Below are 25139 nucleotides of genomic sequence, written 5' to 3' on the forward strand. Positions count from 1 at the left end.
TGTGTAGAATCGCGCCCCCTCTGTGCCCCCCTCTGCGCTTACCTCACCGCCCAGCGCCATGCCCCAGATCCTCGTCCACGACCTCCGCAAGACCTACCGCATCCATGAGCGCGACCCCGGCGTGATGGGCGCGCTGCGCGCGCTGGTGCGTCCGCGCCACCGCACTGTGCAGGCGCTGGATGGCGTGTCGTTTGCGCTGGAGCGCGGCGAGCTGCTGGGCTTCATCGGCCCCAACGGCGCGGGCAAGTCCACCACCATAAAGATCCTGTCGGGCATCCTGCGGCCCGATGGCGGGCGCGTGGAGGTGGACGGGCGCGACCCCTTCGCCGACCGCCAGCGCCATGTGGGCCGCATCGGCGTGGTCTTCGGACAGCGCTCGCAGCTGTGGTGGGACCTGCCCGTGGGCGATGGCTTCAACCTGCTGCGCGACCTGTACCGCGTCGATCCCGCACGCTACGGGCGCACGCGCGACGAGCTGGTGGCGCTGCTGAACCTGGAGCGCGTGCTGGACCAGCCCGTGCGCCAGCTGTCCCTGGGCCAGCGCATGCGCGCCGAGATCGCCGCGGCCCTGCTGCACGAGCCCGAGATCCTGTTCCTGGACGAGCCCACCATCGGCCTGGACGCACCCTCCAAGCTGGCCGTGCGCGAGTTCGTGCTGCGCGCCAACCGCGAGCGCGGCACCACGGTGCTGCTGACCACGCATGACATGCACGACATCGAGGCGCTGGCGCGGCGCGTGATCGTCATCGGCCATGGCCGCGTGCTGGCCGACTGCGCGGTCGATGCGCTGCGCGCCCAGGTGGCGGCAGCGCAGGGCGAGGATCGTGGAGGTGGTGATGGCGAAGGCAATGGAGAAGACATGGCCATCGAGGCCGTGATCGCCCGCTTCTACGCCATGCACGGAGCGGCCGAAGGCTGAGCCGGCATGACGCTGCGTGAACTCCTGCGCCCCTATGTGGCGGCCTTTGCATCGCGGTTCCTGGTGATGCTGCAGTACCGCACGGCCGCCTACGCGGGCTTTGCCACGCAGTGCTGGTGGGGCGCCATCAAGACCATGGTGCTGGCGGCGTTCTACGGCAGTGCCTCAGCATCGGCCGGCGCGCCGATTTCGCTGGAGCATGCCATCACCTACACCTGGCTGGCGCAGGGCCTGTTCGCGCTGCTGCCCTGGAGCGGCGACCCCGACGTGGCCCTGGCCGTGCGCACGGGCGCCATCGCCTATGACCGGCTGCGGCCCGTGGATGCCTATGCGCTGTGGTTCGTGCGCTCGGCTGGCTGGATCGCCGCGCGCGTGCTGCCACGCGTGGCGCTGATGGTGGCGTTTGCAGGGCTGGCCCTGCCGCTGACGGGGCTGGGCGCCTGGGGCTGGCAGCCGCCGGCCGGCTGGGCCGCAGGCCTGGGCTTTGCCGCCTCCATGCTGCTGGCGCTGCTGCTGTCCACGGCACTGGTCATGCTGCTGAACGTTGCCGCCGCCGCCGCGCTCAATGAAAAAGGCATCAACACGCTGGCCGCGCCCGTGGTCATCGTGCTGTCGGGCAACCTGCTGCCGCTGGCGCTGATGCCCGACGCCTGGCAGACCGCGCTGCTGCTGCAGCCGCTGGCCGGCGTGATGGACATTCCTGCGCGCATCTATTTCGGCCAGATGGCCGGTGCGCAGATGCTGGCCTGCCTTGCGCTGCAGGTGTTGTGGATTGCCGTGATCGTGGCCCTGGGCCGCGCGGCCATGGCGCGCACCATGCGCCGGCTCGAAGTGCAGGGAGGGTGAAGACCATGGCCAAGCACAAAGGATCGCTGTCCATGTTCCTGCGCCTGGCGCTGGCCTCGCTGGGCGGGCAGGCGCGCTACCCCGCCTCGGCGCTGATGCTGACCCTGGGCCAGTTCCTGGTCACGGGCATCGAGGTCATCGCCGTCTGGGCGCTGTTCCACCGGTTTGGCGAGGTGCAGGGCTGGCGCATCGGCGAAGTGGCCGTGTTCTATGGCCTGGTGAACTGCATGTTCGCCCTGGCCGATGCGCTGGGCCGGGGCTTCGACGTGCTGGGCACGCAGTTCCTGCGCACCGGCGCCTTCGACCGCCTGCTGCTGCGCCCGCGCCCCGTGTGGCTGCAGCTCATGGGCCATGACGTGCGCATCAGCCGCCTGGGCCGCCTGCTGCAGGGCCTGCTGGTGCTGGGCTTTGCCACGGCCCAGGGCGCCGTGGTGTGGACGCCCCAGGCCGTCGCCGTGGCGCTGTTCGCGGTGGCGGGCGGCGTGGCGCTGTTCCTGGGCATCCTCGTGTTGCAGGGTGCGCTCTCGTTCTGGACCGTGGAAAGCCTGGAAGCCGCCAATGTGCTGAGCTACGGCAGCGTCGAGGCCGCCCAGTACCCGCTGGCCCTGTACGCGCAGTGGTTTCGCCGCCTGCTGACCTTCGCCGTGCCGCTGGCCTGCGTGGCCTACTACCCGGCGCTGGCTGTGCTGGGCAAGCCCGACCCGCTGGGCGCACCAGCCTGGCTGGGCTGGGTCTCGCCGCTGGCCGGCTTTGCCTTCCTCTGGCTGGCCTCGGGCGCCTGGCGCATGGGGGTGAGGCATTACGCGTCCACGGGCAGTTGAAGCCGCCGCAGGCGCCGGTGCATAACACGCTCTAGACTGCGCGCTTGCCTTACTCCGGACACCAGACCATGACAGCAGATGAACGCTTCGCCCAGGCCGCCCTCGAGCTCGGCCACCGCTTCGATGGCGAGATCAAGATAGGCGGCAACTACAGCCCCGTCGTGCGCGACGGCCAGCAGCTGTTCGTCAGCGGGCAGATTCCCCGCGTGGGCGATGAAGTGCTCTACGTGGGGACGGTCGGCGCCGGGATCGACCTGGCATCGGCCAGAACGGCCGCCGCCATCTGTGCCATGCGGGCCCTGGCCTTCGTGCAGCGCGCGGCCGGCTCGCTCGATGCCGTGCGCGCCGTTGCACGCATCACCGTCTATGTGCGCTCGGCGCCCGATTTCACCCAGCAAAGCGAGGTGGCCGATGGCGCCTCCGACCTCATCGCCCGGGTGCTGGGCCCCGTGGGTGCCCACACGCGCACTTCGGTGGGCGTGCTGCAGCTGCCCAAGGGTGCGGCCGTGGAGCTGGACCTGATCGCCCGCGTGGACTGATCGCGCTACCCCGATCCCTACCCCGATCCCTATTCCTATCCCTGGCCCGCCGGCGTTTCGTTGCGCGCCTTCCAGGCCCGCAGCGCCTGGCGGTACTCGTCCATGGCCAGGTCATAGCTGTCGAAGATGCAGGGGTCGCAGCCATTGCCGCAGCAGGCGTCCAGGTCGGGCTGCTCGGGCGGCTGGGGCATGGGGTCGGCGGAGGCGGCGGGATCTGCGGAATCTGGGAGAGGCGCGGTGGTCATGGGGGTGATTGTCCAGCAGCTCCTGCCGTGGCTGCTGCGCGCGGGCTAAAGGGCATGGGGCCGCCAGGGTGCAAGTTCAACTCAAACAGCGCGGCGCCGGGAAATCGATCACGCTGCGGATGATCTCGCGCATTTCCGTGATCAGCGGCCGGGCATCGTCGCGGCGCCATTGCACGGTGTAGGTCAGCGGGGCCAGCGCGCTGTGCTTTGCGGCCTCGGCGCTGCCGTCCAGCACGCGCAGGCGGCCGCGTTGCTGCAGGGCCAGGGCCCATTGCTCGGGCATGTAGGTGAAGCCCAGGCCGTCCACCACCATGCCCACCACGGCGCCCCAGCTGTTGCAGGAAAGACGCCGCTCCACGGCCAGGCCGTGGCGGCCCAGCCAGTCGTCCAGCGTGCGCGTGGCGCCCGAGCCGGTGGGCAGGGCGATCAGCAGTTGCTCGCGCACCAGGCGCCGGGGCAGGCCGGTGCCGGCGCGGGCGATGAAGTCGTCGCTGGCGGCCCAGACGAAGCGCACCTGGGCGACCTGCTCGAAGGCCAGGCTGCTGCGCGACGATGGCCCGGCAATGACCACGCAGTCCAGCTCGCCATCGACGATGCGCTGCTCCAGCACCTGGCCGATGTCGGTGTGGGGCTCCAGCTGCAGGTCGGGGTGCAGCTCGGCCACCTTCTGCACCAGCCGGGGCAGCCAGGTCAGGCCGCTGAGTTCGCCAAAGCCGATGCGGCAGCGGCCCTGCAGGCCCACGCTGCGGCCCGCCGCCTCGCGCAGCTGGGCGGCGCCGTGCAGCAGCTCGCGGATGCGCGGCAGCAGCTGCTCGCCCTGGGGCGTGAGTTCGGCGGCGCGGCCGCTGCGGTCGAACAGCTGCACGCCCAGTGAGGCCTCCAGCTCCGCAATGCGCTTGGACAGCGATGAGACCGACAGGTGCACGCGGTCGGCGGCCACGCTGAAGTTCAGGCAGGTGGCGGCCCAGTAGAAGGCTTCGAGCTGTTTGAGGGTCATGGCGATATTTTCACAAAAGCGAAACATTGATTCCGATTTATTTCGCTTTTCTTTGGAATTGCGCCCTCCTACATTGGCTGGCAATGCCTACGCCTGCCGTCCCTGCCGTCCCTGCCGCTTCCGCCACGCCACCGCGCCGCCTGCGCGGCGTGCTGTCGCTTGACGATTTCGAGCGGCTGGCGCGGCGGCACCTGCCGCGCCCCATCCATGCCTACATCAGCGGGGCGGTGGAGGACAACGCCTCGCTGGCGGACAACCGCCGCGCCTTTGCCGAGCTGGCCTTCGTGCCGCGCGCGCTGGTGGGCGTGGCACAGCGCGACCCCTCCTTCGAGCTGTTCGGGCGCCGCTACGGAGCGCCGTTCGGCGTGGCGCCCATGGGCATTGCCGCGCTGTCGGCCTACCGGGGCGACCTGGTGCTGGCCCAGGCCGCACAGCAGGCGGGCGTGCCGGCCATCATGAGCGGCTCCTCGCTGATCCGGCTGGAGGAGGTGATGGCGGCCGCGCCCCACACCTGGTTCCAGGCCTACCTGCCGGGCGACCAGGGCCAGATCGATGCGCTGCTGGACCGCGTGGCCGCCGCCGGCGTGCAGACCCTGGTGATCACGGTGGACACGCCCGTGGCCGCCAACCGCGAGAACAATGTGCGCGCCGGTTTCTCCACGCCGCTGCGGCCCGGGCCGGGCCTGGCCTGGCAGGGCATCAGCCACCCGCGCTGGCTGTTCGGCAGCTTTCTCAAGACCCTGTGGCGCCACGGCATGCCGCATTTCGAGAACAACTATGCGCACCGGGGCGCGCCCATCCTGTCGGCCAGCGTGATGCGTGATTTCTCGGACCGCTCCCACCTGGCCTGGCCGCATCTGGCCGCCATCCGCCAGCGCTGGCAGGGGCAGCTCGTGGTCAAGGGCATTCTTTCGGCCGCAGACGCCGTGCTGGCGCGGGACCACGGCGCCGACGGCCTCATCGTCTCCAACCACGGCGGGCGCCAGCTCGACGGCTCCGTGGCACCGCTGCGCGTGCTGCCCGGCATCGTGCGCGCCGTGCCCGGCCTGCCGGTGATGCTGGACAGCGGCGTGCGCCGGGGCACCGACGTGCTCAAGGCCCTGGCCCTGGGCGCGCGCTGCGTGTTCGTGGGCCGGCCCTTCAACTACGCGGCCTCGGTGGCCGGGCCGGCGGGCGTGGCCCACGCCATGGCCCTGCTGCGCGAGGAGGTGCTGCGCGACATGGCCATGCTGGGTGCCACGCGCCTGGACCAGATCACGCCGGCCTGCGTGCGCCACGCGCAGGCCTGGGATGCTTTCTGAGCGGCAAGACAGCGGCATCGACACAGACAACGGACACAGACAACAGACACAGACGGAGACACAGCAGTGAGCAAGATTCCCGGATTCCATATCCACGCCCGGCCCGAGGCCGCCCTTGGCGATGCGCTGCTGCAGCGCTATCGCGGCTTTCCGGTCGCCAATGTCAGCGACGCCATGAGCCGCACCACGGGCACCTCGGCGCTGCGGCCCTTCCATCGCCGCCAGGGGCCGCTGGTGGGCCGTGCGCTGACCGTGCGCACGCGGCCCGGCGACAACCTCATGGTGCACCAGGCCATCGACATCTGCGGCCCCGGCGACGTGATCGTGGTGGACGCGGGCGGCGCCGGGCCCAACGCCATCATTGGCGAGATCATGCTGGCGCTGATGATGGCGCGCGGCGCGGCCGGCATCGTCATCGACGGGCTGATCCGCGACAGCGACACCATCGGCCAGCACGGCCTGCCCGTGTATGCCCGCGGCGTCTCGCACCGTGGCCCCTACAAGGATGGCCCCGGCGAGCTGCACGTGCCCGTGAGCATCGACGGCATGGTGGTCCACCCGGGCGACCTGGTGCTGGGCGACGGCGACGGCCTGCTGGCCGTGCCCGCCGCCGATGCCGCCGCCATTGCCGACCGCGTGGAGGCCATACAGCGCGACGAGGCCGACGTGCTCGCCGCCATTGCCGCAGGCCGCGCCGACCGCTCCTGGGTGGCGCGCACGCTGGCCGCCAAGGGGCTGCTGTGATGGACCGCCGCGTTGTCCGTTTCGACTACTGGCTGGATGCGGCCTTCGACCGCATCGTCTCGGCCGCGCCTGGAGTGCAGCTGGTCACCTGCCGGCGCGAGGGCGACGATGCCGCCGCCTGGCAGGCCCTGGCCGGTGCACAGGTCTACCAGATCACGGCCGCCAAGGACGAGCTGCCGCGCCACTGGTTCGCCACGGCGGACCTGCTGGCGCGCTGCCCCGATCTGCTGGCGGTATCTTCCAGCGGATCGGGCTGCGACACCATCGACATCGAGGCCTGCACGCGCGCCGGCGTGGCCGTGATGAACCAGTCGGGCGGCAACGCGGATTCGGTGGCCGAGATGGCCATCGGCCTGATGCTGTCCGTGCTGCGCCGCATCAACGAATCCGACCGCCTGCTGCGCGCTCCGGCCAGGGGCTTCAGCCGCGAGGACGTGATGGGCCACGAGCTGCGCGGCCGCACCCTGGGCCTGGTGGGCGTGGGCGAGGCCGGCAGCCGCGTCGCGGCCCTGGGCCGGGCCTTCGGCATGCAGGTGATCGGCTGCGACCCGGCCTACGACGCGGCCGGCCTGGCAGCGCGCGGGGCCGAGGCCGTCGGCTTCGACGAGCTGCTGCAGCGCGCGGACATCGTCTCCCTGCACTGCCCGCGCGATGCCTCCACGCTGGGGCTCATGGACGCCGCTGCCTTTGCGGCCATGAAGCCGGGCGCCATCTTCGTGAGCACGGCGCGCGGCGGTATCCATGACGAGGCCGCCCTGCACGCCGCCCTGGCCAGCGGCCACCTGGCCGGCGCCGGGCTCGATGTCTGGGACCAGGAGCCGCCGCCCGCCTCCCATCCGCTGCTGGCCCTGCCCCAGGTGGTGGCCACCTTCCACACCGCCGGTGTCACGCACGAGGCCCGGCGCAACAACGCCGAGCTGGCTGCCACCCAGATCGTGCAGTTGCTGGCCGACGGCCAGCGGCCCGCGCGCCTGGTCAATCCCGAGGTCTGGCCGCATGCGCGCGAGCGCATCGCCCGGGCCTTGGACCCGTCCCGTTCCCCGTCCCGTTAGCCGCTTCCTTCACCATGACTACAAAGCCTCTCAGACCACTGCAAGAGGCGACCCAGGAGACAAAGATGACACAGCAAGCAAGGCGCGCATTGTGCGCAGGCCTGGCCGCCGCCTGCATGGCGCTGCCGGCCCTGGCCCAGGCTCAGACCCAGACTCAGGGCGAGGCCCCCTATCCCTCGCGCAACATCGAGATGATCGTGGCCTACGGACCCGGCGGCGGCACCGACCTGGTGGCGCGGCTGCTGGCCCGCCATCTGGAAAAGAAGCTGGGCGGCAGCGTGGTCGTGCTCAACCGCCCCGGCGCGGGCGGCGGCATCGGCTTTGGCGAACTGGCGCGGGCCAAGCCGGACGGCTACACCATCGGCTTCATCAACACGCCCAACGTGCTGACCATTCCCATCGAGCGCAAGAGCAGCTTCCACTGGAGCCAGTACGACCTGCTGGGCAACCTGGTGGACGACCCGGGCGGCTTTGCCATCCACAACAGCAACGCCATCACCACGCTGGCCGGCCTGGCCGCCTACGCCCGGGCCAACCCCGGCGCCGTGACCGTGGGCACCACGGGCACGGGCTCGGACGACCACCTGGCCATGCTGCTGTTCGCCAAGGCCACCGGCACGCAGCTCACCCATGTGCCCTACAAGGGCGCGGGCGAGGTGCGCGCCGCCGCCACGGGCCAGCAGATCACCATCGGCGCCATCAACGTGGGCGAGGTGCTGGCCTACCAGAAGGGCGGAACTCCCATCCGCCTGCTGGGCCAGATGTCGGCCGCGCGCAGCTCGCTGGCGCCGCAGGTGCCTACGTTCAAGGAGCAGGGCATCGATATCGAGCTGGCCTCCCTGCGCGGCCTGGCCGCGCCCAAGGGCTTGCCCGAAGGCGTGCGCAAAAAGCTGGTCGATGCCGTGGCCGCCATCGCGGCCGACCCGCAGTTCAGGCAGCAGGCCGAGGCCATGTACGCGCCGCTGCGCTACCTGGCGCCGCCCGCCTACGCGGCCGAGCTGGAGCGCACCGAGGCCGGCTTTCGCAAGCTCTGGACCGAAATGCCCTGGCAGGACGGCAAGCCCTGAAGGCCCTGGCCATGCCAACCTTTGAATTCACAAGGACGACCGCCATGCGCTGTCTGCCGCGCCGCAGCCTGGCTGCGCTGGCCCTGTGCGCCCTGGCCCTGCCGGCCCTGGCGCAAGGCCCCATCACCCTCATCGTGGGCTGGCCTGCGGGCGGCCCTTCCGACAACGTGGCGCGGCTGGCGGCCACGCGCATGAGCGAGGCCCTGGGCCAGCCCATCACCATCGACAACCGGGCCGGCGCGGGCGGCAACCTGGGCAGCGACGCGGCAGCCCGCGCAAGGCCCGATGGCAACACCATCATGCTGGCCACCGTGGCCTCGCACGGCCTGAACTCCGCGCTCTACGCCAAGCTGAACCACGACCCGCTCAAGGACTTCGCGCCCATCGGCATGATCACCACCTCGCCCAGCGTGCTGCTGGTGCCCGTGGCCTCGCCGCTGCGCTCGGTCAACGATCTGCTGGAGGCGGCGCGCGCCAGGCCGGGCCAGCTCAACTACGGCTCGGGCGGCGTGGGCTCCAGCCAGCATCTGGCAGGCGCCAGCTTCAAGCAGCTCACGGGCGTGGATGTCACCCACATCCCCTACAAGGGCACGGCCCCGGCCATGACCGACCTGATGGCGGGCCGCGTGGACTTCGTGCTCACCACCGGTGCCATCCCCTTCATCCGTTCAGGCAAGCTGCGCGCCCTGGCCGTGGCCTCACGCCAGCGCCTGCCGGCCCTGCCCGATGTGCCAACGTTCGAGGAAGCAGGCGTCAAGGGCTTCTACACCGACTCCTGGTACGGGCTGGTTGCCCCGGCCGGCACGCCGCGCGCGGCGCTGGAGCGCCTGAACGGCGCACTGGCCACGGCGCTGCGCAATCCCGAGGTGCAAAAGCAGTTCATCGACCAAGGCTCGCTGCCCGTCAAGCCCATGGGCGTGGACGCGTTCTGGCGCTTCGTGCGCGAGCAGATGCCCGTGGCGGCCGAGCAGGTGCGGGTGTCGGGGGCCAGAGCCGAGTGAGCGCAGCCGGGTGCGGGCGGCCACGCAGGATCGGCACGGGCGCCTGCGCAGCCGCAATGCAGCCAGCGTGTCACTTGCAGGTCACTGGCAGGTCACTGGTAGTTGAGCGTGAAGGTGGCCCGTCCGTTGGCCAGGCCCGTGGTGACGGAGGGCTGGGTCTGGACATAGCGCGCCGTCAATGGAATCACGTGGTTGCTGGTGTCTGGGGTGATGGTGCCCGCCTGCCACTGGTTGGGATTGCCGAAGTTGGCGGAGTCCTCGCCGTAGCTGATGACCTTGTCGCTGCTGCGGATCTGGATGCCGATGCCGGCAGCCCCTCCGGTCACCGTCAGCACATCGGAGCGGTTGGCGGCATCGTTGGCATCCGTGAGCGTGACGAACGGGCGCAGGGTGGAATTGGCTTCGCCCCCGGTGCATATCAGTTCCAGATCGAATGGCTGGGGCGCGGAGGTAGCGCCTATCCCGTTGAACAGTGACCTGTTGATTCGCTGCAGGTTCACGGCGATGTTGCTCGTCTTCACCCGGCAACTGGCGCCTGTGCGCACCACGGTGCTGCCGGTCGCCTTCACGAGCCAGTTATTGCAAAGGCTATTGCAGTCAAACTGGGCGGATGAATAGCTGCTGACGCTGAAAGTGCCCGATTGAACGGCGCCTGTCTTGATGAGTTGCATCCATATGGTTTGCTCATGTACATCATTCCTTAGCCATCCCGTGGCCCCTGCATTGTTGGACGTAGTGGTGATGGACATGGTTTTGCCATTGGGGAAATTCCTGGCTTTCCATATGGCACGCCAACGGACTCCTATTCCGCGCAAAGATGTGGAGTAGATATCGCCGTCCAGCGTGGTGGGGTTCATGATTTTGGGCCATATTTCTGAAGATGGCCCCGAAAGCACACTGTAGGAAATTGTGTCGAGGGTGGATTTGACCATGGGCGATTCCCATAGCACTGATCCATTCATGATATTTCCTGCGGGAACGTTGATGATTTCCGGTAGTTGGATGGTGGACGACGCCGGGGTAAATATGCCTCCATAAATGGAGCTTACAGAAAAGCAAAGCGTTGCCGTAATGAGAAAATATCTGATTTTTTTCATATGAATGAAACCGGAAACGATGCAGGAGAGTTTGATGGGCGCGCTCCAAAGTCTATTCCTATGATTGATGGAAATCCATAGGATCATTCTGATATTGGCAATGCTTTTTCATGACTCCAATGCCGTGTTCCGTCCGCTGCTGTTGCGCGGCATTGCCACCGGGTCCGGCCTGCGGCACACCGGGCGCAAGCGGCGCCAACGACGTGGGCGGCCGCCTGGGCACGGCCGCCTGGGCATGGCCGCCACGGGCGACGCCTTTGCAAGACGCCTGGGCTGAGCCGGTGGCTCAACCCCGCCTGCGCGCCGCCAGCCCCTGCACCACGGCTGCCAGCCGGTCGATTTCCTCGGTGGTGTTGTAGAAGGCCAGCGAGGGCCGCACGGTGGTCTCCACGCCGAAGCGCCGCAGGATGGGCTGGGCGCAGTGGTGGCCGGTGCGCACGGCGATGCCTTCGGCGTTGAGCGCCTCGCCCACCTCGGCCGTGGTCCAGCCCTTGAGCACGAAGGACAGCACGCTGGCCTTGTCGGCCGCCGTGCCGATCAGGCGCAGGCCGGGGATGGGCGCCAGCGCCTGCGTGCCGTACTGCAGCAGGTCGTGCTCGTAGCGCGCGATGCGCTCCATGCCCAGGGCCTGCACGTAGTCGATGGCGGCGCCCAGGCCCACGGCGTCGGCAATGTTGCCGGTGCCGGCCTCGAAGGTGTTGGGCAGGGGCTGGTAGACGGTTTTCTCGAAGGTCACGTCGGCGATCATGTTGCCGCCGCCCTGCCAGGGCGGCATGTCCTCCAGCACCTCGCGCCGTCCCCAGACCACGCCGATGCCCGTGGGCCCGAAGACCTTGTGGCCCGAGAACACGAAGAAGTCCGCACCGATGGCCTGCACGTCCACGGCCATGTGCGAGACCGACTGCGCGCCATCGACCAGGGCCCGGGCGCCCGCCTGGTGGGCCAGCTCCACGATCTGCTGCACGGGCACGACCGTGCCCAGCGCGTTGGAGACCTGGGTGACGGAGACGATCTTGGTGCGCGGGTTCAGCAGCTTGCGGTATTCATCGATGAGCACCTGGCCCGAGTCGTCCACCGGGATCACGCGGATCTTCGCGCCCTTGGCGGCCGCCAGCTGCTGCCAGGGCACGATGTTGGCGTGGTGCTCCAGGTGGGAGACGATGATCTCGTCGCCCTCGCCCACATGCTGCCAGCCCCAGCTCTTGGCCACGAGGTTGATGGCCTCGGTGGTGCCGCGCACGAAGATGACCTCGTTCACGTCGGGCGCGTTGATGAAGCGGCGCACGCGCTCGCGCGCGCCCTCGTAGGCGTCGGTGGCGCGGGCAGCGAGTTCATGGGCTGCGCGGTGGATGTTGGAGTTCTCGTGCTCGTAGAAATGGCGGATGCGCTCTATCACCGCGCGCGGCTTGTGCGTGGTGGCCGCGTTGTCCAGCCAGGCCAGGGGCCGGCCGTTGACGTGCTCGGACAGGATGGGAAAGTCCCGGCGCACGGCATGCACGTCGAAGGGCGCCTGCACGCCGGCCGCTCCATGCCTTGCCCCGTGCGAAGCCTGCTGGTGCTGCAGCGGATGGGCCGGCGTGGTGTAGCCGGCGGGCAGTACCACGGGATCGACAAAGTAAAAGCGCGGCTCGGCCGAAGGCACGGTGGACGCAATGCCGGGCCCTTCTGTGGGCACGCCGATGCGCGGCACGGCGGGTGCCGCAGGTGCAGCAGGTGCCGTGAACGGGAGCGCGGCCAGCGCATCCAGCGGATCGCCCCGGCGCTGGGGCACGCCCAGTACCTGCGATCCCAGGCGCGGCTCGTAGGCGGGCAGGGCGCTCACGACATGGTCGGGCACGCCGTTGCCGGCCTGGGCATGGGGCAGCAGCGCGGGCGCGCGGTGGGCCAGCGAGGCCAGCGGCGCGGGCGAGGCCGGCAGCAGGTTGCTGCCCGGCGCCTGGCCCTGCGGGATGGGCGTGCCCGGCACGCCGGGGCCCAGGCCTGCGGGGCTGGCCAGCGGCGAGCCCGGGGGCGCCACGTTCACGGGCGCCTGCACGCCAGCAGGCAGGCCGGGAAGACCCGGAAGACCCGGCAGGGCAGGAGCCGATCCCGGTGCGGCGGAGAACAGGGCGTTGGCCATGCGCGCCAGCGCCTCGGGGTCGAAGGGCGCCTGGGGCGCCACGGAGGTGATTGCAGACACGGTCAACGCCCGGCCTCTTTACTTGTAGGTGTCGGGATAGTCGTGGTACTTGCCGATCTCGACATCGTCGAGCACGGCCAGCGCATCGGGCGTGAGCACGGCCAGCGAGCAGTACAGCGAGATCAGGTAGGACGCGATGGCATGGTTGTTGATGCCCATGAAGCGCACCGACAGGCCCGGGCTCTGCTCGCCCGGCAGGCCGGGCTGGTACAGGCCGACCACGCCCTGGCGCTTGTCGCCCACGCGCAGCAGCAGGATCTTGCTTTTTCCATCGGCCACGGGCACCTTGTCCGAGGGGATCAGCGGAATGCCGCGCCAGGTGATGAACTGCGAGCCGAACAGGCTGACCGTGGGCGGCGGCGTGCCGCGGCGCGTGGCCTCGCGGCCGAAGGCGGCAATGGCCAGCGGATGGGTCAGGAAGAAGGCGGGCTCCTTCCAGACCTTGGTCAGCAGCTCGTCCAGGTCGTCGGGCGTGGGCGCGCCGGTCAGCGGGAAGATGCGCTGCTCGTCCGTGACCTGGGCCAGCAGGCCGTAGTCGGGGTTGTTGATCAGCTCGCTTTCCTGGTTCTCCTTGATGGTCTCGATGGTCAGGCGCAGCTGTTCCTTGATCTGGTCATGCGGGCTGCTGTAGAGGTCGGAGATGCGCGTGTGCACATCCAGGATGGTGGAGACGGCGTTGAGGAAGTACTCGCGCGGCTGCTCCTCGTAGTCCACATAGGTGCGCGGCAGCTGGTTGTCTTCCTGCTTGGCCGTGCAGGTGACCTTGATGGCCTCCGGGTTCTTGACGCGGTTGAGGCGGTAGATGCCCGCCTCCACCGGCGACCATTGCAGCAGGTGCGTCAGCCAGCGCGGGCTGATGGTCGAAAGCTGGGGAACGGTTTTGGTTGCGTTGGCCAGTTGCCGCGCGGCGTTGTCGCCTAGCGCGGTCGTGCCGCCCACTGTTGCCGACATGTGCAGACTCCGTGATCAGTTCAGGAAAAAGGGAAGGGGAAGGAGGGGAAACAGGGCCAGTGTCCCGGCCCGCGCACATGTCTTCAACATGCTATAGCCGCCAAGCGAAGGCCCCGCACCAGCTGGTCGTGGGCCACGGTCTCGCCGCGCATGACCAGGGCCGAGGGCTGCACGCCCAGCGAGACGGCCAGCTTCTCCACGGTCAGCAGCGAGGCGATGACGCGGCCGCGCTCTATCTCTCCCACGTAGGAGCGGTTCAGGTCCGAGTGCTCGGCCAGCCGCTCCTGGGACCAGCCATGGGCCTCGCGCGCCTGGCGCACGGCAATGCCGAAGCTGGTGACAAGACGGGTGCTCATAGGGCCACCTCCCGGGGCTGCTGCGCGTGCTCGCGCGCATGGGCCTGGGTGACGTGGGCGCCGGGCGGCACGTCCTCGGTCACCCAGACATTGCCGCCGATGACGGCGCCGCGCCCCAGCGTGACGCGGCCCAGGATGGTGGCGCCCGCGTAGATGACCACGTCGTCCTCCACCACCGGATGGCGCGCCAGGCCCTTGCGCAGGTGGCCGTGCTCATCGGTGGGAAAGCGCTTGGCGCCCAGGGTGACGGCCTGGTACAGCCGCACGCGCTCGCCGATCACGGCGGTCTCGCCGATCACCACGCCCGTGCCGTGGTCCATGAAAAAGCCCCGTCCGATCTTCGCGCCCGGGTGGATGTCGATGCCCGTCTGCGCATGCGACAGCTCGGCCACGATGCGCGCCAGCAGCGGCTGCTCCAGCAGGTACAGCTGGTGGGCCAGGCGGTGGTGGATCATGGCCAGCACGCCCGGATAGCACAGCAGCACCTCGTCCACGCTGCGCGCGGCGGGATCGCCCTGGAAGGCGGCCAGCACGTCGCTGTCGAGCAGGCGGCGGATCTGGGGCAGGGACTCGGCAAAGGCGCGGGCGATGTCCAGCGCCATGGCATCGGCGCCCGCTGCCGTGTGGGGCGCGGACAGCCGCAGCTCCAGCCGTATCTGGCCCAGCAGCGCATGCAGGGCCGAGTCCAGCTGGTGCGCCACGAAGATGTCCTCGCTTTCCTGGCGCAGGTCGTGCGGGCCCAGGCGCATGGGAAACAGGGCTGCCTTGAGCTGGTCGATGAGGGTGGAAAGCGCGTCGCGCGAGGGAAACTCGCGCGCCCCGGGCTCCTGGGTGCGGCCGTGCGCCTCGCGCCATTCGCGGCGCGCCGCATGCAGGTTCTGGGTGAGTCCGGCAATGTCGAAACTGGCCATCTGCGTGCTCCTTCAGTCTTGAATCCAGGGCAGGCCGTGGAAGCGCCAGCCGTCGTTTTTGCCGCGCTGCTGGCGCGCGTCGATCTCGCCCTCGAAGCCTTCGAGCACGTTGAACACATGGGCGAATCCGGCCTGGGCGGCCGCCTGGGCCGCCAGCACCGAGCGCTTGCCGCTGCGGCACAGCAGCAGGGCCACGGCCTCCTTGCCGCCGTGCGGGGCCAGGCGCGCTTCCAGCTCGCGGGCAAAGCGCGGGTTGCGCGTCAGGGCCGTGCCCGTGGCCCAGGGCACGTGCAGGGTGCCGGGCACCTGGCCGACGAACTTGCGTTCCTCGGCCGTGCGCACATCGACCAGCACGGCCTGGCCGGCCTGCACCAGCGCCCAGGCCACGGGCGGGCGCACGCCGCCTGCGTGGCCCAGCCCCTGTGCGCGGGCGTGGTCCTGTGCCTCCTGCAGCGCCCGGGGCAAGGCGGTTTCCAAAGTGAGGGCTGTCATGTCGTCGTCCTTGCGGAGAGTTCGCGGGTTGGTGGCTATGGGCACCAATCTAAGAACTTCGCGGCAAGCCACCAACGAACAAGAGCGGCGTTTGATAGAAGCAAAACGTCTATGCAGGCGCCGCGCGGCGCCATGCCCGGTTCGGGCGATCAGGCCGTCAGCACCCGCTGCAGCATCCACAGGTTCAGCGACACCACCAGGGCCGCGCAGCCCCACAGCACCGCCGCCATCCTGGGGCCAAAGGCCAGCTCCCCCAGCGTCTTGCGCCGCGTGGTGAACAGCAGCAGCGGCACGATGGCAAACGGCAATTGCAGGCTCAGCACCACCTGGCTGAACACCAGCAGGGCGCTGGCGCCGGTGCTGCCGAACCAGGCGGTGGCCACCACGGCGGGCACGATGGCGATGCAGCGCGTCAGCAGGGCGCGCAGCGCGGGCGACAGGCGGATCTGCAAGAAGCCTTCCATCACGATCTGCCCGGCCAGCGTGCCCGTGACCGAAGAACTCAGCCCCGAGGCCAGCAGCGCCACGCCGAACACCGCGCTGGCGATGCCCACGCCCAGCAGCGGCGACAGCAGGTGGTAGGCGTCCGACAGCTCGGTCACCGGCGCCTGGCCGGGCCGGTTGAACGCGCCGGCCGCCACCACCAGGATGGCGGCGTTCACGAACAGCGCCAGCCCCAGCGCCACCGTGGAGTCCAGCGTGGCCAGGCGGATGGCCTGGCGCGTGCCCTTGAGCGTGGTGTCATGCCGGCGTGTCTGCACGATGGACGAATGCAGGTAGAGGTTGTGCGGCATCACCGTGGCCCCCACGATGCCCACGGCCAGGTACAGCATCTGCGGATTGGCCACGATCTCCATGCCCGGCAGCAGCCCGCGCAGCACGGCCGCCACGGGCGGCTGCAGCCACACCAGCTGGGCGGCAAAGCACAGGCCGATCAATGCCACCAGGGCGATCACCACCGATTCCAGGCAGCGAAAGCCCCGGCTTTGCAGCGCCAGGATCAGCATCACATCCACCACCGTGATGCACACGCCGGCCAGCAGCGGCAGGCCGAACAGCAGGTTCAGGCCGATGGCCATGCCCAGCACCTCGGCCAGGTTGCAGGCCACGATGGCGATCTCGCAGAAGAACCACAGCACCAGGTTGATGCGCGGGGAAAACTGCGCGCGGCAGGCCTGGGCCAGGTCCCGCCCGCTGGCCAGGCCCAGGCGCACGGCCGCCGCCTGGAACAGCATGGCCATCAGGTTGGAGGCAAAGATCACCGCCAGCAGCGAGTATCCGAACTGCGAGCCGCCCGCGATGGAGGTGGCCCAGTTGCCCGGGTCCATGTAGCCCACGGCCACCATGTAGCCGGGCCCGGCAAACGCCAGCACGCGGCGCGCGTTGTCCGAGCGGCTGTCGCCGCGCGGCACGGCAATGCTGCGATGCACCTGCGGCAGGCTGGGCGTGCCCGCGTGGCCGTGGTCCGGTTCGATGGCGCCGAAGCGGCCCTGTTCAGCCGCAAGCACGGTGTCGTTCATGGGGGCCTTTCCGCCGGCGGGGGCACGCGGTTGCAGGGGGGATGCCTATCGGGCCGTCGGCACCAGGCCGCTGGCGGGTGCCATGGCTGCGGCGGCGGGTGCGGCATCAGTGCCTGCGCCGCGCCACAGCGCCACGAGATCTCCGGTCACGATGACCGCGCCGGCCAGCACAATCAGGCTGCCCACGCAGCGGCGCGCCACGGTGGAAGGTTTCAGGCGCCGCGGCGTGCGGCCCGGCGTGCTGGCCGGCGTGCGGGGGGCGGATGAGGAAGGCAGAAGGGACATCATGGCAACTCCTTGGCAGGGGAACGCTTGTCTCGGGCCAGCCCCGGGGAAGCCCGCCTGCCCCGGCCGGTGCGGGGCAGGCGGGCGGTCCGCGTCAGGCGTAGGCGCTGCTCATCACCAGCGAGCCGTTCACGCCGGACGGGAAGAACCCGCCCTTGGTCGCCGTGTCCTTGGTCAGGTACACGATGTTCAGCACGTCGCCCGGCGAGCGGCTGTAGGCGATGCCGTTGGCATCCAGCGGCACGATGTTGGACGTGGTGGCATCCCCCGTGATGCCCTGGTCCACGTCGGTGGAGCCGTCCAGGCTGTCGCGCGCATCCGAGATGGCGCCGGCCGCCGTGCGCAGCGCGGGCGTGGCCAGTCCCTTGGCGTACAGCACCGTGCGCACCAGGCCTGCGTGGTAGGCCTCGGCGGCCAGGATGCCGGCGGCTGCCTCCAGATAGGTCTTGTTGGTGATCAGCGGCGATGCGCCCTTGTAGGCGGTGACGCCCACGTCCTCGAAGATGAAGGCCCCCAGCAGGAAGTTCTCGTCACTCGCATAGGGATCGAAGGCCGTGCCCGCGCCCACCAGCCCGGCCGCTCGCGCGGCCACCGAGAAGGCGCCGTTCGGGTCGGTTCCGCCGATGTCGATCTGCGGCTGCGCCACCGCTGCCGAGCCCAGCGCCGCTCGCAGGAAGGCCACGTGGGCGATCTCGTCCTGGGCGATCTCCTTGGCGTACTGCGCCACCACGGGATCCTTGAAGGCCACGGCACGGCCGCCCGTGATGGCGCCCTGCGTGCCCACGCCCGACTGCAGGTTGGCGGGCAGGCCGGTGCCGAACACCGCGTAGTGATAGAACTGCGACTCCAGATACTCCAGGTTGAGGGCGAAGTTCAGGATCTCCGCATCCGTGGGCCCGTTGGCCTGCGCATTCGCATCGCCCCCGCCGCCGCCGCAGGCGGACAGGATCACCCCGCCCGCCATGCCCACGGCCACGCCGCTGGTCTTGCGGAAGAACTGGCGCCTGTCCTCCAGCTTCTTGGCACGTTTTTGCAAAACCCCTATCAACACTGATTCGTCGGACATGATGGTTCCTCTCGGTTCGCGGCAGGCGCGAACGGTCAACGTGAAGAATGCGCCTCCGGCCGAAAGCACACGGGTGTGGCGAAAGCGCGTTCCACTGAAGAGGTGGCCACCTGCCCCAGGGGAATGGGATGCGTCCCCGCTATCCGGCAGTACGCAGGCCGCGCAGGTCTGGATGTGCCGCAATTGAAAGCGTCGGTAACGGTTTGCGGATGCCGCCGTTTCTTTTTCTTTTTTGAATCCAGACCCCGCTGCGCTGCGTATCCAGATCAGCCGGAATCGTTCGGCTTGTCATCAACCCGCTAGGAGCATTCCATGGTCTCGATTCAAAACACCCGCAAGCTGGCCTCGTTCGGCCTGGCCATCGTGATGTCGGCAGCCTCCGTGGCCGCCATGGCCGATGTGATGGTGGGCGGTGCACCCATGCTGCCGTCCAAGGACATCATCGACAACGCCGTCAACTCCAAGGACCACACCACCCTGGTCGCAGCCGTCAAGGCGGCGGGCCTGGTCGATACGCTCAAGGGCCCGGGTCCGTTCACCGTGTTCGCGCCCACCAATGCCGCCTTCGAGGCCCTGCCCGCAGGCACGGTGGACACCCTGCTCAAGCCCGAGAACAAGGGCACGCTGACCACGGTGCTGACCTACCACGTGGTGGCCGGCAAGTGGGATGCAGCGGCGCTGTCCAAGATGATCAAGGACGGCAAGGGCATGGCCAGCATCAAGACCGTCAGCGGCGGCACGCTGGTGGCCAAGTCCAGCGGCTCCAAGATCATGCTGACCGATGAAAAGGGCGGCATGGCCACGGTGACGATTCCCGACGTCTACCAGTCCAACGGCGTGATCCACGTGATCGACAAGGTGCTGCTGCCCAAGTGAGCGGCACAGGCAGCGAGCGGGCCGGCCACTGACCGCCGTGGTCAGTGGCCGGAGCCTTGTGCCTTCGCCATGCGCCTTGCGGGCGCAACGCCGCAAGCCGCTGCCGGCGTCCCGGCCTGCGCGGCCAGCTTGGACAGCCGCCAGCGCGTCAGGTCGTCCGCGCCGGGGCCGGCCTCCACGCGCAGCTCGGAAAAGGGCACGCTCTGGCCCGATTCCTCCTCAACCAGCGCCAGCCGCAGGGGCGTGCCCGACTGCGCACGCACAAAGCGCATGGGCGGCTGCGCTTCTTGCTGCAGGCGCCACCGGTCGCCGACCTGGGCCAGCGCCTGGATCACCAGGGACAGGTCGCGGCCCTTGGGCGTGAGCAGGTACTCGTAGCGGTCCGGGCCGCTTTGGTAGAGGCGGCGCTCGACCAGGCCGGACTGCTCCAGCTGGCGCAGGCGGTCGGTCAGCGTGGCGTTGGTGATGTCCGTGGACTTTCTCAGGTCGTCATAGCGGCTCAGGCCCAGCATCAGGTCGCGCAGCACCAGCATGGCCCAGCGGTCGCCTACGGCCTCCAGCGTGGTGGCGATCGAGCAGGCCATGCCCTCGAAGCTCTTGGATCGCATGGAATTCCTCGTTGTCTGTTCGCGTTGTCGCAGGCCTGGAGTGTCTCAGCAAAACGCAAGCCCGGCCCGCAAAGGTGGATTGCGTGCTTGTAGCTCTAATGATTGAAGTTTATAGTTGAAGCCACTTTCAACCACCGCTTGACCCAAGCAAGGACTTCTCCCATGAGCACGCATCAAGGCACCGCCGTCGTCACTGGCGCCTCCTCCGGCATCGGCGCCGTCTATGCCGATCGCCTGGCCGCACGCGGCCATGACCTGATCCTGGTCGCACGCCGCGAGGACCGGCTGCAGGCGCTGGCGCAGCGCCTGCGCAGCGCGCATGGCCGCGAGGTCGAGGTGGTGGCCGCCGACCTGGCCGACGCCGCCGGCCTGCAGCGCGTGGCGGCGCTGCTGTCGGGTGAGCGTGACATCCGCATGCTGGTGAACTGCGCCGGCCTGGGAGCCCTGGGCCCGGCCGCCCAGGTGGATGCGGGCGAGGTCGATCGCATGGTCATGGTCAACATCCATGCGCTGACGCGGCTGTCGCTGGCGGCGGCGCGGCTTTTCGCCACGCGCGGCCGGGGCACGCTGATCAACATCGGCTCCATCCTGGCCGTGATGCCGGTGCCGGGCGCCTCCAGCTACGGCGCCTCCAAGGCCTATGTGCTGAACTTCACGCGCTCGCTGCAGGCCGAGCTCGCTTCCAGCGGCGTCATGGTGCAGGCCGTGATGCCCAGCCTGGTGCGCTCGGAGTTCTTCGGGGGCAAGCCTTCTCCTTTTCCCGAGCACCTGTTCATGTCGCCCGAGACCCTGGTGGACACGGCCCTGGCGGCGCTGGACCAGGGCGAGGCCATCTGCTTTCCCACGCTGGGCAGCACGACCGCCTGGCTGGACTTTGACCAATCGCGCGCCGATCTCGTCAAGGCGTTGACGCTCAGCGGCGTGCCGGCGGCGCGCTACCAGGCTGCGGATGCAGGCCAGCCGGCCTGACGGCCGCGCTGCGTCGCCACCCCGGATTCCCGTACTCCTCTTTTTGCCCCGGAGAAAGCCATGCCCCTGTGGAAGATCTACCACCCCGAAAACGCCTTCAGCGATGAAGACAAACAGGCCATCGCCCAGCGCATCACGGCCGTCTACGGCGACCTGCCGCGCTTTTACGTGGGCGTGGTGTTCGAGGCCGTGGCGCGCACTTCGTTCTTCATCGGCGGCGAGCCTGCCGACGATTTCGTGCGCATCTCCGTGGACCACATCGCGCGGCAGATCCGCGACGAGGAGACCAAGACACGGTTCCTCGAAGGCGTGCGGCGGCAGCTGTCCCCCTTCATTGCCGACCGTGGCCTGCGCTGGGAGATGCATGTGGACGAGACACCCTTCAGCCTGTGGAGCATCCAGGGCCTGCGCCCGCCCGTGCCGGGCACGCCCGAGGGGGAGAAGTGGCGCCTGGACAATCGGCCCTCTCCCCTCTGAGGTCCTGCCTGCACCTCAGCGCAGCGACAGCCCCGCCGACTGGATCGCGCGGGCGTAGCGCGGGCGCTCGCTTTGCAGGCTCTGGCCCAGGTCGGCTGGGGAGCCGCCCGCCACCTTGAAGCCCATGTGCTCCAGCTGCGCGCGCACATCGGGCGCCTGCAGCACGGTCTGCAGGTCGCGGTTGATCTTGGCGACGATGGGCGCAGGCGTGCCGGCCGGGGCGAAGTAGCCCTGCCAGCTTTCCACCGAGAAGCCGGGCACGCCGGCCTCGGCCATGGTGGGTACCTGGGGCAGGGCGTCGGAGCGGTAGGGCGTGGTCACGGCCAGGGCGCGCAGCTTGCCGGCGCGCACGTACTCGGTCACGGCGGCCAGCGTGATCAGCGTGGCGTCGGTATGGCCGCCCAGCACGTCCAGCGCGGCGGGGCCACCGCCCGGGTAGGGAATGTAGTTGACCTTGGCGCCCGTCTCCTGCGTGAGGATTTCATGCGCCACATGGGCAATGCCGCCATTGCCGGGCAGGCCCAGGCTGATGCTTTGCGGCTTGGCCTTGGCGCGGGCCAGGTAGTCGCCCAGCGTGTTCAGGCCCGTGCCGGGGTTGACCACCAGCACCTGCGGATTGACCACGGCCTTGATGATGGGCGTGAAGGCCTTTTGCGTGTCGTAGGGCAGCTGGGCGAACAGCAGGCCGTTGAGCGTGAGGCCTTCGCCCTGCTGCAGCAGGGTGTAGCCGTCGGGCGCGGCCTTGGCCACCTTGGCCGCGCCGATGGTGCCGCTGGCCCCGGCCACGTTCTCCACCACCACCGACTGGCCCCACAGCGCGGCCAGCTTGTCGGCCAGCGTGCGCGTGAGCTTGTCGGCGCTGCCCCCGGGCGCCACGGGCACGATGATGCGCACCGGCTTATTCGGAAAGCTGTCGGCCGAGGCCAGGGCCGCAGGCGCGTGCAGGGCCAGGGCGGAGAACAGGGGAAGCAGCAGTGCGCGCAGCGCAGACGGGGTGCGGATCATGGGAGTGCCGGAGTGCAGAGAGTCGATGCCCGCAGTCTGGGAGGCTCCTGGCGCGGCGTGAACTAAGCATTGCGGCTATGCATATGCGGCTGCCGCACAACGTGCGTCACGCTTGCGCGCGCAGTGCCCAAAGCTCATATCCATATCTGCAATGCGTCGTTGGCGCCAGGGCGGGAGAGGCCTAACTTCGTGTCCTCCCGCGAACGTCCTCCCAGGCACTCCCATGACACAGACCCATCTCTCCATCGACTTCAGCGGCAGCGACGTGGCCAGCCGCCGCGCAGCCGCCATCACCGGCTTCATCGCCACGGCCCGGCGCCTGCTCCCCGATCCCGAGCGGGCCACGCCCGAGCAACTGCAGGCCGTGGCCCGCGAGCTGGAGGCGCTGGGCCTGCAGCGCGAACTGTTCCCGCATGCGCACTTCCCCGTCTCGGCCAGCAACCCGGCCCAGGTCTACCGCCTCAGCGAAGACCTGGGCGGGCGCTATGCGCTGTACCTGTCCACCGGCCTGCCGGGCAAGTCCCAGCCGCCGCATGACCACACCACCTGGGCCATCATCGCGGGCGTCGAAGGCGTGGAGCGCAACGTGTTCTTCAAACGCGGCAAGACCGACGACCCGCTGCGCGACACCCTGGCGGTGGGCCGCAGCGTCGATGTCGGCAGCGGAACCTCGGTAGTGCTCACGCCCACCGACGTGCACACCATCGAGCTGATCGGCGAGGAACCCGGCCTGCACCTGCACTTCTACGGGCGCGGCCTGGAGCGCATGCCCGATCGCGTGGTCTTCGAGAGCCTGGAAGGCGGCAGCTTCCGCACCTTCGGCCCGCCCAAGTCGATTCGCCATGCGCTGGTCACGCCCGCCGCGCTGCGGCAGGCCCTGGCCGACGGCGAGGAAATCGCCGTGCTCGACGTGCGCGAGGCCGGTGTCTTCGCGCACCGCCACATCCTGTTCGCGGCGCCGGCCCCGGCCTGGCGGCTGGAGCAGCTCATCGACCGCCTGGTGCCGCGCCGCGGCACGCGCATCGTGCTGGTGGACGGCGACGGCACGCTGGCCCATGAAGCCGCCGCCAAGCTCGTGCGCCTGGGCTGGCCCAACGTCTCCGTGCTCGAAGGCGGCACCGAAGGCTGGGCGGCCGAGGGGCTGGAAATCTTCAGCGGCACCAACGTGCCCAGCAAGGCCTTCGGCGAAGTCATCGAGCATGAAAAGCACACGCCCTGGATCACCTCGGACGAGCTGGGCGCGCGCGTGCAGCGCGGCGACAACATCGTCGTCGTCGACAGCCGCACCCCCGAGGAATTCGCGGCCTTCAGCCTGCCCTTTGCGCTCAGCGTGCCGGGGGCCGAACTGGTCTACCGCATCGGCGAAATCGCCCCGGACCCGCAAACCCTGGTCGTCGTCAACTGCGCGGGCCGCACGCGCTCCATCGTGGGCGCTCAGACCCTGATCGACGCCGGCATCCCCAACCCTGTCGTCTCGCTGCGCAACGGCACCATGGACTGGCTGCTCACCGGCCGCAGGCTGGCCCATGGCCGCCGCACCCCGCTGCCCGAGCCCGGCGCCGTCGCCCTGGCCACCGCCCGCGAACGCGCAGCCAGCGTGGCGCAGCGCGCGGGCGTGCAATCCATTGATGCGGCCGAACTGGCCCGCTTCGAGTCCGAAGCCACCGAACGCACGCTCTACCGCTTCGACGTGCGCACCCGCGAGGAATACCAGGCCGGCCACCTGCCCGGCTGGCGCTGGGCGCCGGGCGGCCAACTCGTGCAGGCCACCGACGAATACGCGGCCACGCGCGGCGCACGCATCGTGCTGGCCGACTGGGACGGCGTGCGCGCCCTCACCACCGGCGCCTGGCTGGCCCAGCTGGGCTGGGAAGTCTTCACCTACGTTCCGCCCGCGCTGGCCACCCTGGAAACCGGCGCCGAACCCGTGCGCGTGCTCGCCTCCCACGCGCCTGCGCCCCAGCTGTCCGTGCAGCAGGCGCAGGAGCTGCTGGGCGAAGGCCGTGCCATCGTCTTCGACGTGGACAGCCGGCCCGCCTTCGAGAAGCAGCACATCGCCGGTGCGCGCTTTGCCGTGCCTGATCGTCTGCCCTCCTTCGTGCAGGCCCTGCCGCCGGCCCAGGTCGTGGTGCTCACCTCGCCGGACGGCGTGCTGGCGCGCAGCGTGGCGGCCGAACTGGCGGCGCGCACGGGGCGCGATGTGCGCTCCGTCGTCGGCGGCACTTCTGCCTGGGCTGCTGCCGGGCTGCCGCTGGGGCAGGGGGATGCGGATGTGCTGACGGGGGATGATGACCAGTGGTACAGCCCTTATGCGCATCGGGATCTGGGGTTGAGGGATGCGGGGTTTCGGGCTTATCTGGATTGGGAGTTGGGGTTGGTTGAGCAGTTGGAGCGGGATGGTTCTGCTGGGATTCGGCTGCTGGCTGCTGTTTGAGTCTGGCTGTTGGTCTGCTTTTGGCCCCTGCCGGGTGGTTGTTTTTCGAGGCCGGGTTTCGGCCCGGCGGCCGACTCCCTTTCTTATCGCGCGATAAGAAAGGAAGCAAAGAAGCGCGCCCCAAACTGCCCACGACCCCTGCGCTGCGCTCCGGGGCGACCTGCGTTGGGCGGGATGCGGGGTGTGCCGCAGAACTCGCTTTGCGCTTCGCGCGCCGCTCAAACAACTGCGGCAAGTCAGATGACGAAGCAGCCCTGTCCTTCGGCAGGGCTGCCACCCCGCATCCCGCCCAACGCAGGCGTGGGCAGAAGGGGGGAGGCTGGGGAACAGCCAACAGCCAACAGCCAACAGCCAACAGCCAACAGCCAACAGCCAACAGCC

26 protein-coding genes are annotated in these 25139 nt (G+C 69.5%); 13 read left to right on the forward strand and 13 right to left on the reverse strand.

Features of this window, described 5'->3' with window-relative positions; genetic code table 11:
• Positions 1-58: 58 nt before the first annotated feature.
• The 4 genes from AC5I49_RS23215 (at position 59) to AC5I49_RS23230 (ending at position 3125) form a co-directional block, all read left to right on the forward strand.
• Positions 59-919, forward strand: coding sequence for an ABC transporter ATP-binding protein (locus tag AC5I49_RS23215; protein WP_495789957.1), 861 nt, complete (start codon positions 59-61; stop codon positions 917-919).
• A gap of 6 nt (positions 920-925) precedes the next feature.
• Complete coding sequence (locus AC5I49_RS23220) at positions 926-1765, forward strand: ABC transporter permease (RefSeq protein WP_252653156.1); 840 nt, start codon at positions 926-928, stop codon at positions 1763-1765.
• A gap of 5 nt (positions 1766-1770) precedes the next feature.
• Positions 1771-2586 carry an ABC transporter permease gene (locus AC5I49_RS23225; protein WP_046986570.1) on the forward strand — a complete coding sequence of 272 codons (816 nt, stop codon included), beginning with the start codon at positions 1771-1773 and terminating at the stop codon, positions 2584-2586.
• 68 nt (positions 2587-2654) lie between these two features.
• Positions 2655-3125, forward strand: a complete 471-nt coding sequence (locus tag AC5I49_RS23230; protein WP_012207603.1) for a RidA family protein — start codon at positions 2655-2657, stop codon at positions 3123-3125.
• A 35-nt stretch (positions 3126-3160) separates the two neighbouring features.
• Here the strand turns inward: AC5I49_RS23230 and AC5I49_RS23235 are convergent, their stop codons facing one another.
• Together AC5I49_RS23235 and AC5I49_RS23240 are read right to left on the reverse strand one after the other, a co-directional pair.
• On the reverse strand, positions 3161-3370 hold the full coding sequence (locus AC5I49_RS23235; RefSeq protein WP_126311022.1) for an oxidoreductase-like domain-containing protein: 210 nt from the start codon (positions 3368-3370) through the stop codon (positions 3161-3163).
• Positions 3371-3446: 76 nt separating this feature from the next.
• On the reverse strand, positions 3447-4367 hold the full coding sequence (locus tag AC5I49_RS23240) for a LysR family transcriptional regulator (protein ID WP_016452669.1): 921 nt from the start codon (positions 4365-4367) through the stop codon (positions 3447-3449).
• Positions 4368-4450: 83 nt separating this feature from the next.
• On the opposite strand from AC5I49_RS23240, the gene AC5I49_RS23245 reads away from it, so the two are divergent.
• The 5 genes from AC5I49_RS23245 to AC5I49_RS23265 all read left to right on the forward strand — a co-directional run bounded on the left by AC5I49_RS23245 (position 4451) and on the right by AC5I49_RS23265 (position 9532).
• On the forward strand, positions 4451-5668 hold the full coding sequence (locus AC5I49_RS23245) for an alpha-hydroxy acid oxidase (protein ID WP_495789958.1): 1218 nt from the start codon (positions 4451-4453) through the stop codon (positions 5666-5668).
• Between the two features lie 66 nt (positions 5669-5734).
• A complete protein-coding gene (locus AC5I49_RS23250; protein WP_473041916.1) occupies positions 5735-6412 on the forward strand; it encodes an RraA family protein in 678 nt (225 codons plus the stop codon).
• Positions 6412-7464: a hydroxyacid dehydrogenase gene (locus tag AC5I49_RS23255; protein WP_495789959.1), complete on the forward strand. Its 1053-nt coding sequence runs from the start codon at positions 6412-6414 to the stop codon at positions 7462-7464. The genes AC5I49_RS23250 and AC5I49_RS23255 overlap by 1 nt, the downstream gene beginning before the upstream one ends.
• Positions 7465-7529: 65 nt before the next feature.
• Positions 7530-8531 carry a tripartite tricarboxylate transporter substrate binding protein gene (locus tag AC5I49_RS23260; protein ID WP_016450801.1) on the forward strand — a complete coding sequence of 334 codons (1002 nt, stop codon included), beginning with the start codon at positions 7530-7532 and terminating at the stop codon, positions 8529-8531.
• Between the two features lie 44 nt (positions 8532-8575).
• Positions 8576-9532 carry a Bug family tripartite tricarboxylate transporter substrate binding protein gene (locus tag AC5I49_RS23265; protein WP_209800014.1) on the forward strand — a complete coding sequence of 319 codons (957 nt, stop codon included), beginning with the start codon at positions 8576-8578 and terminating at the stop codon, positions 9530-9532.
• Positions 9533-9624: 92 nt separating this feature from the next.
• Here AC5I49_RS23265 and AC5I49_RS23270 read toward each other — a convergent pair whose 3' ends face one another.
• From AC5I49_RS23270 to AC5I49_RS23310, 9 genes are all read right to left on the reverse strand, one after another.
• Entirely contained in the window at positions 9625-10629 is a 1005-nt protein-coding gene (locus AC5I49_RS23270; protein ID WP_495789960.1) for a fimbrial protein, read from the reverse strand.
• 286 nt (positions 10630-10915) lie between these two features.
• Positions 10916-12814 carry a family 2A encapsulin nanocompartment cargo protein cysteine desulfurase gene (locus AC5I49_RS23275; protein ID WP_495789961.1) on the reverse strand — a complete coding sequence of 633 codons (1899 nt, stop codon included), beginning with the start codon at positions 12812-12814 and terminating at the stop codon, positions 10916-10918.
• A 12-nt stretch (positions 12815-12826) separates the two neighbouring features.
• A complete protein-coding gene (locus AC5I49_RS23280) occupies positions 12827-13759 on the reverse strand; it encodes a family 2A encapsulin nanocompartment shell protein (RefSeq protein ID WP_013800566.1) in 933 nt (310 codons plus the stop codon).
• 83 nt (positions 13760-13842) lie between these two features.
• A complete protein-coding gene (locus tag AC5I49_RS23285) occupies positions 13843-14115 on the reverse strand; it encodes a helix-turn-helix domain-containing protein (RefSeq protein ID WP_012207587.1) in 273 nt (90 codons plus the stop codon).
• Positions 14112-15026, reverse strand: a complete 915-nt coding sequence (epsC, locus tag AC5I49_RS23290) for a serine O-acetyltransferase EpsC (protein WP_013800567.1) — start codon at positions 15024-15026, stop codon at positions 14112-14114. Before epsC ends, AC5I49_RS23285 begins: the two co-directional genes overlap by 4 nt.
• Positions 15027-15038: 12 nt before the next feature.
• Positions 15039-15518 carry a rhodanese-like domain-containing protein gene (locus tag AC5I49_RS23295; protein WP_034363355.1) on the reverse strand — a complete coding sequence of 160 codons (480 nt, stop codon included), beginning with the start codon at positions 15516-15518 and terminating at the stop codon, positions 15039-15041.
• Positions 15519-15667: 149 nt separating this feature from the next.
• A complete protein-coding gene (locus AC5I49_RS23300; RefSeq protein WP_495789962.1) occupies positions 15668-17038 on the reverse strand; it encodes an Nramp family divalent metal transporter in 1371 nt (456 codons plus the stop codon).
• A 45-nt stretch (positions 17039-17083) separates the two neighbouring features.
• Positions 17084-17326 (reverse strand): hypothetical protein, encoded by a 243-nt coding sequence (locus AC5I49_RS23305; protein WP_133073889.1) that lies wholly within the window; start codon positions 17324-17326, stop codon positions 17084-17086.
• Positions 17327-17417: 91 nt separating this feature from the next.
• Entirely contained in the window at positions 17418-18389 is a 972-nt protein-coding gene (locus AC5I49_RS23310) for a ferritin-like domain-containing protein (protein WP_016450780.1), read from the reverse strand.
• A gap of 312 nt (positions 18390-18701) precedes the next feature.
• Between AC5I49_RS23310 and AC5I49_RS23315 the strand changes: the two genes are divergently transcribed.
• Entirely contained in the window at positions 18702-19265 is a 564-nt protein-coding gene (locus tag AC5I49_RS23315; RefSeq protein WP_016450779.1) for a fasciclin domain-containing protein, read from the forward strand.
• A 41-nt stretch (positions 19266-19306) separates the two neighbouring features.
• Here the strand turns inward: AC5I49_RS23315 and AC5I49_RS23320 are convergent, their stop codons facing one another.
• Complete coding sequence (locus tag AC5I49_RS23320) at positions 19307-19873, reverse strand: winged helix-turn-helix transcriptional regulator (RefSeq protein ID WP_034363362.1); 567 nt, start codon at positions 19871-19873, stop codon at positions 19307-19309.
• Between the two features lie 162 nt (positions 19874-20035).
• Here AC5I49_RS23320 and AC5I49_RS23325 point away from each other — a divergent pair, with 162 nt between their 5' ends.
• A complete protein-coding gene (locus tag AC5I49_RS23325; RefSeq protein ID WP_495789963.1) occupies positions 20036-20842 on the forward strand; it encodes an SDR family NAD(P)-dependent oxidoreductase in 807 nt (268 codons plus the stop codon).
• A 60-nt stretch (positions 20843-20902) separates the two neighbouring features.
• Positions 20903-21319 carry a tautomerase family protein gene (locus tag AC5I49_RS23330; RefSeq protein WP_013800576.1) on the forward strand — a complete coding sequence of 139 codons (417 nt, stop codon included), beginning with the start codon at positions 20903-20905 and terminating at the stop codon, positions 21317-21319.
• Between the two features lie 15 nt (positions 21320-21334).
• Here AC5I49_RS23330 and AC5I49_RS23335 read toward each other — a convergent pair whose 3' ends face one another.
• Positions 21335-22324: a tripartite tricarboxylate transporter substrate binding protein gene (locus AC5I49_RS23335; RefSeq protein WP_016450776.1), complete on the reverse strand. Its 990-nt coding sequence runs from the start codon at positions 22322-22324 to the stop codon at positions 21335-21337.
• Between the two features lie 223 nt (positions 22325-22547).
• Here AC5I49_RS23335 and AC5I49_RS23340 point away from each other — a divergent pair, with 223 nt between their 5' ends.
• A complete protein-coding gene (locus AC5I49_RS23340) occupies positions 22548-24758 on the forward strand; it encodes a rhodanese-like domain-containing protein (protein ID WP_495789964.1) in 2211 nt (736 codons plus the stop codon).
• Positions 24759-25139: the final 381 nt, after the last annotated feature.

This window comes from Delftia sp., from assembly GCF_059499305.1.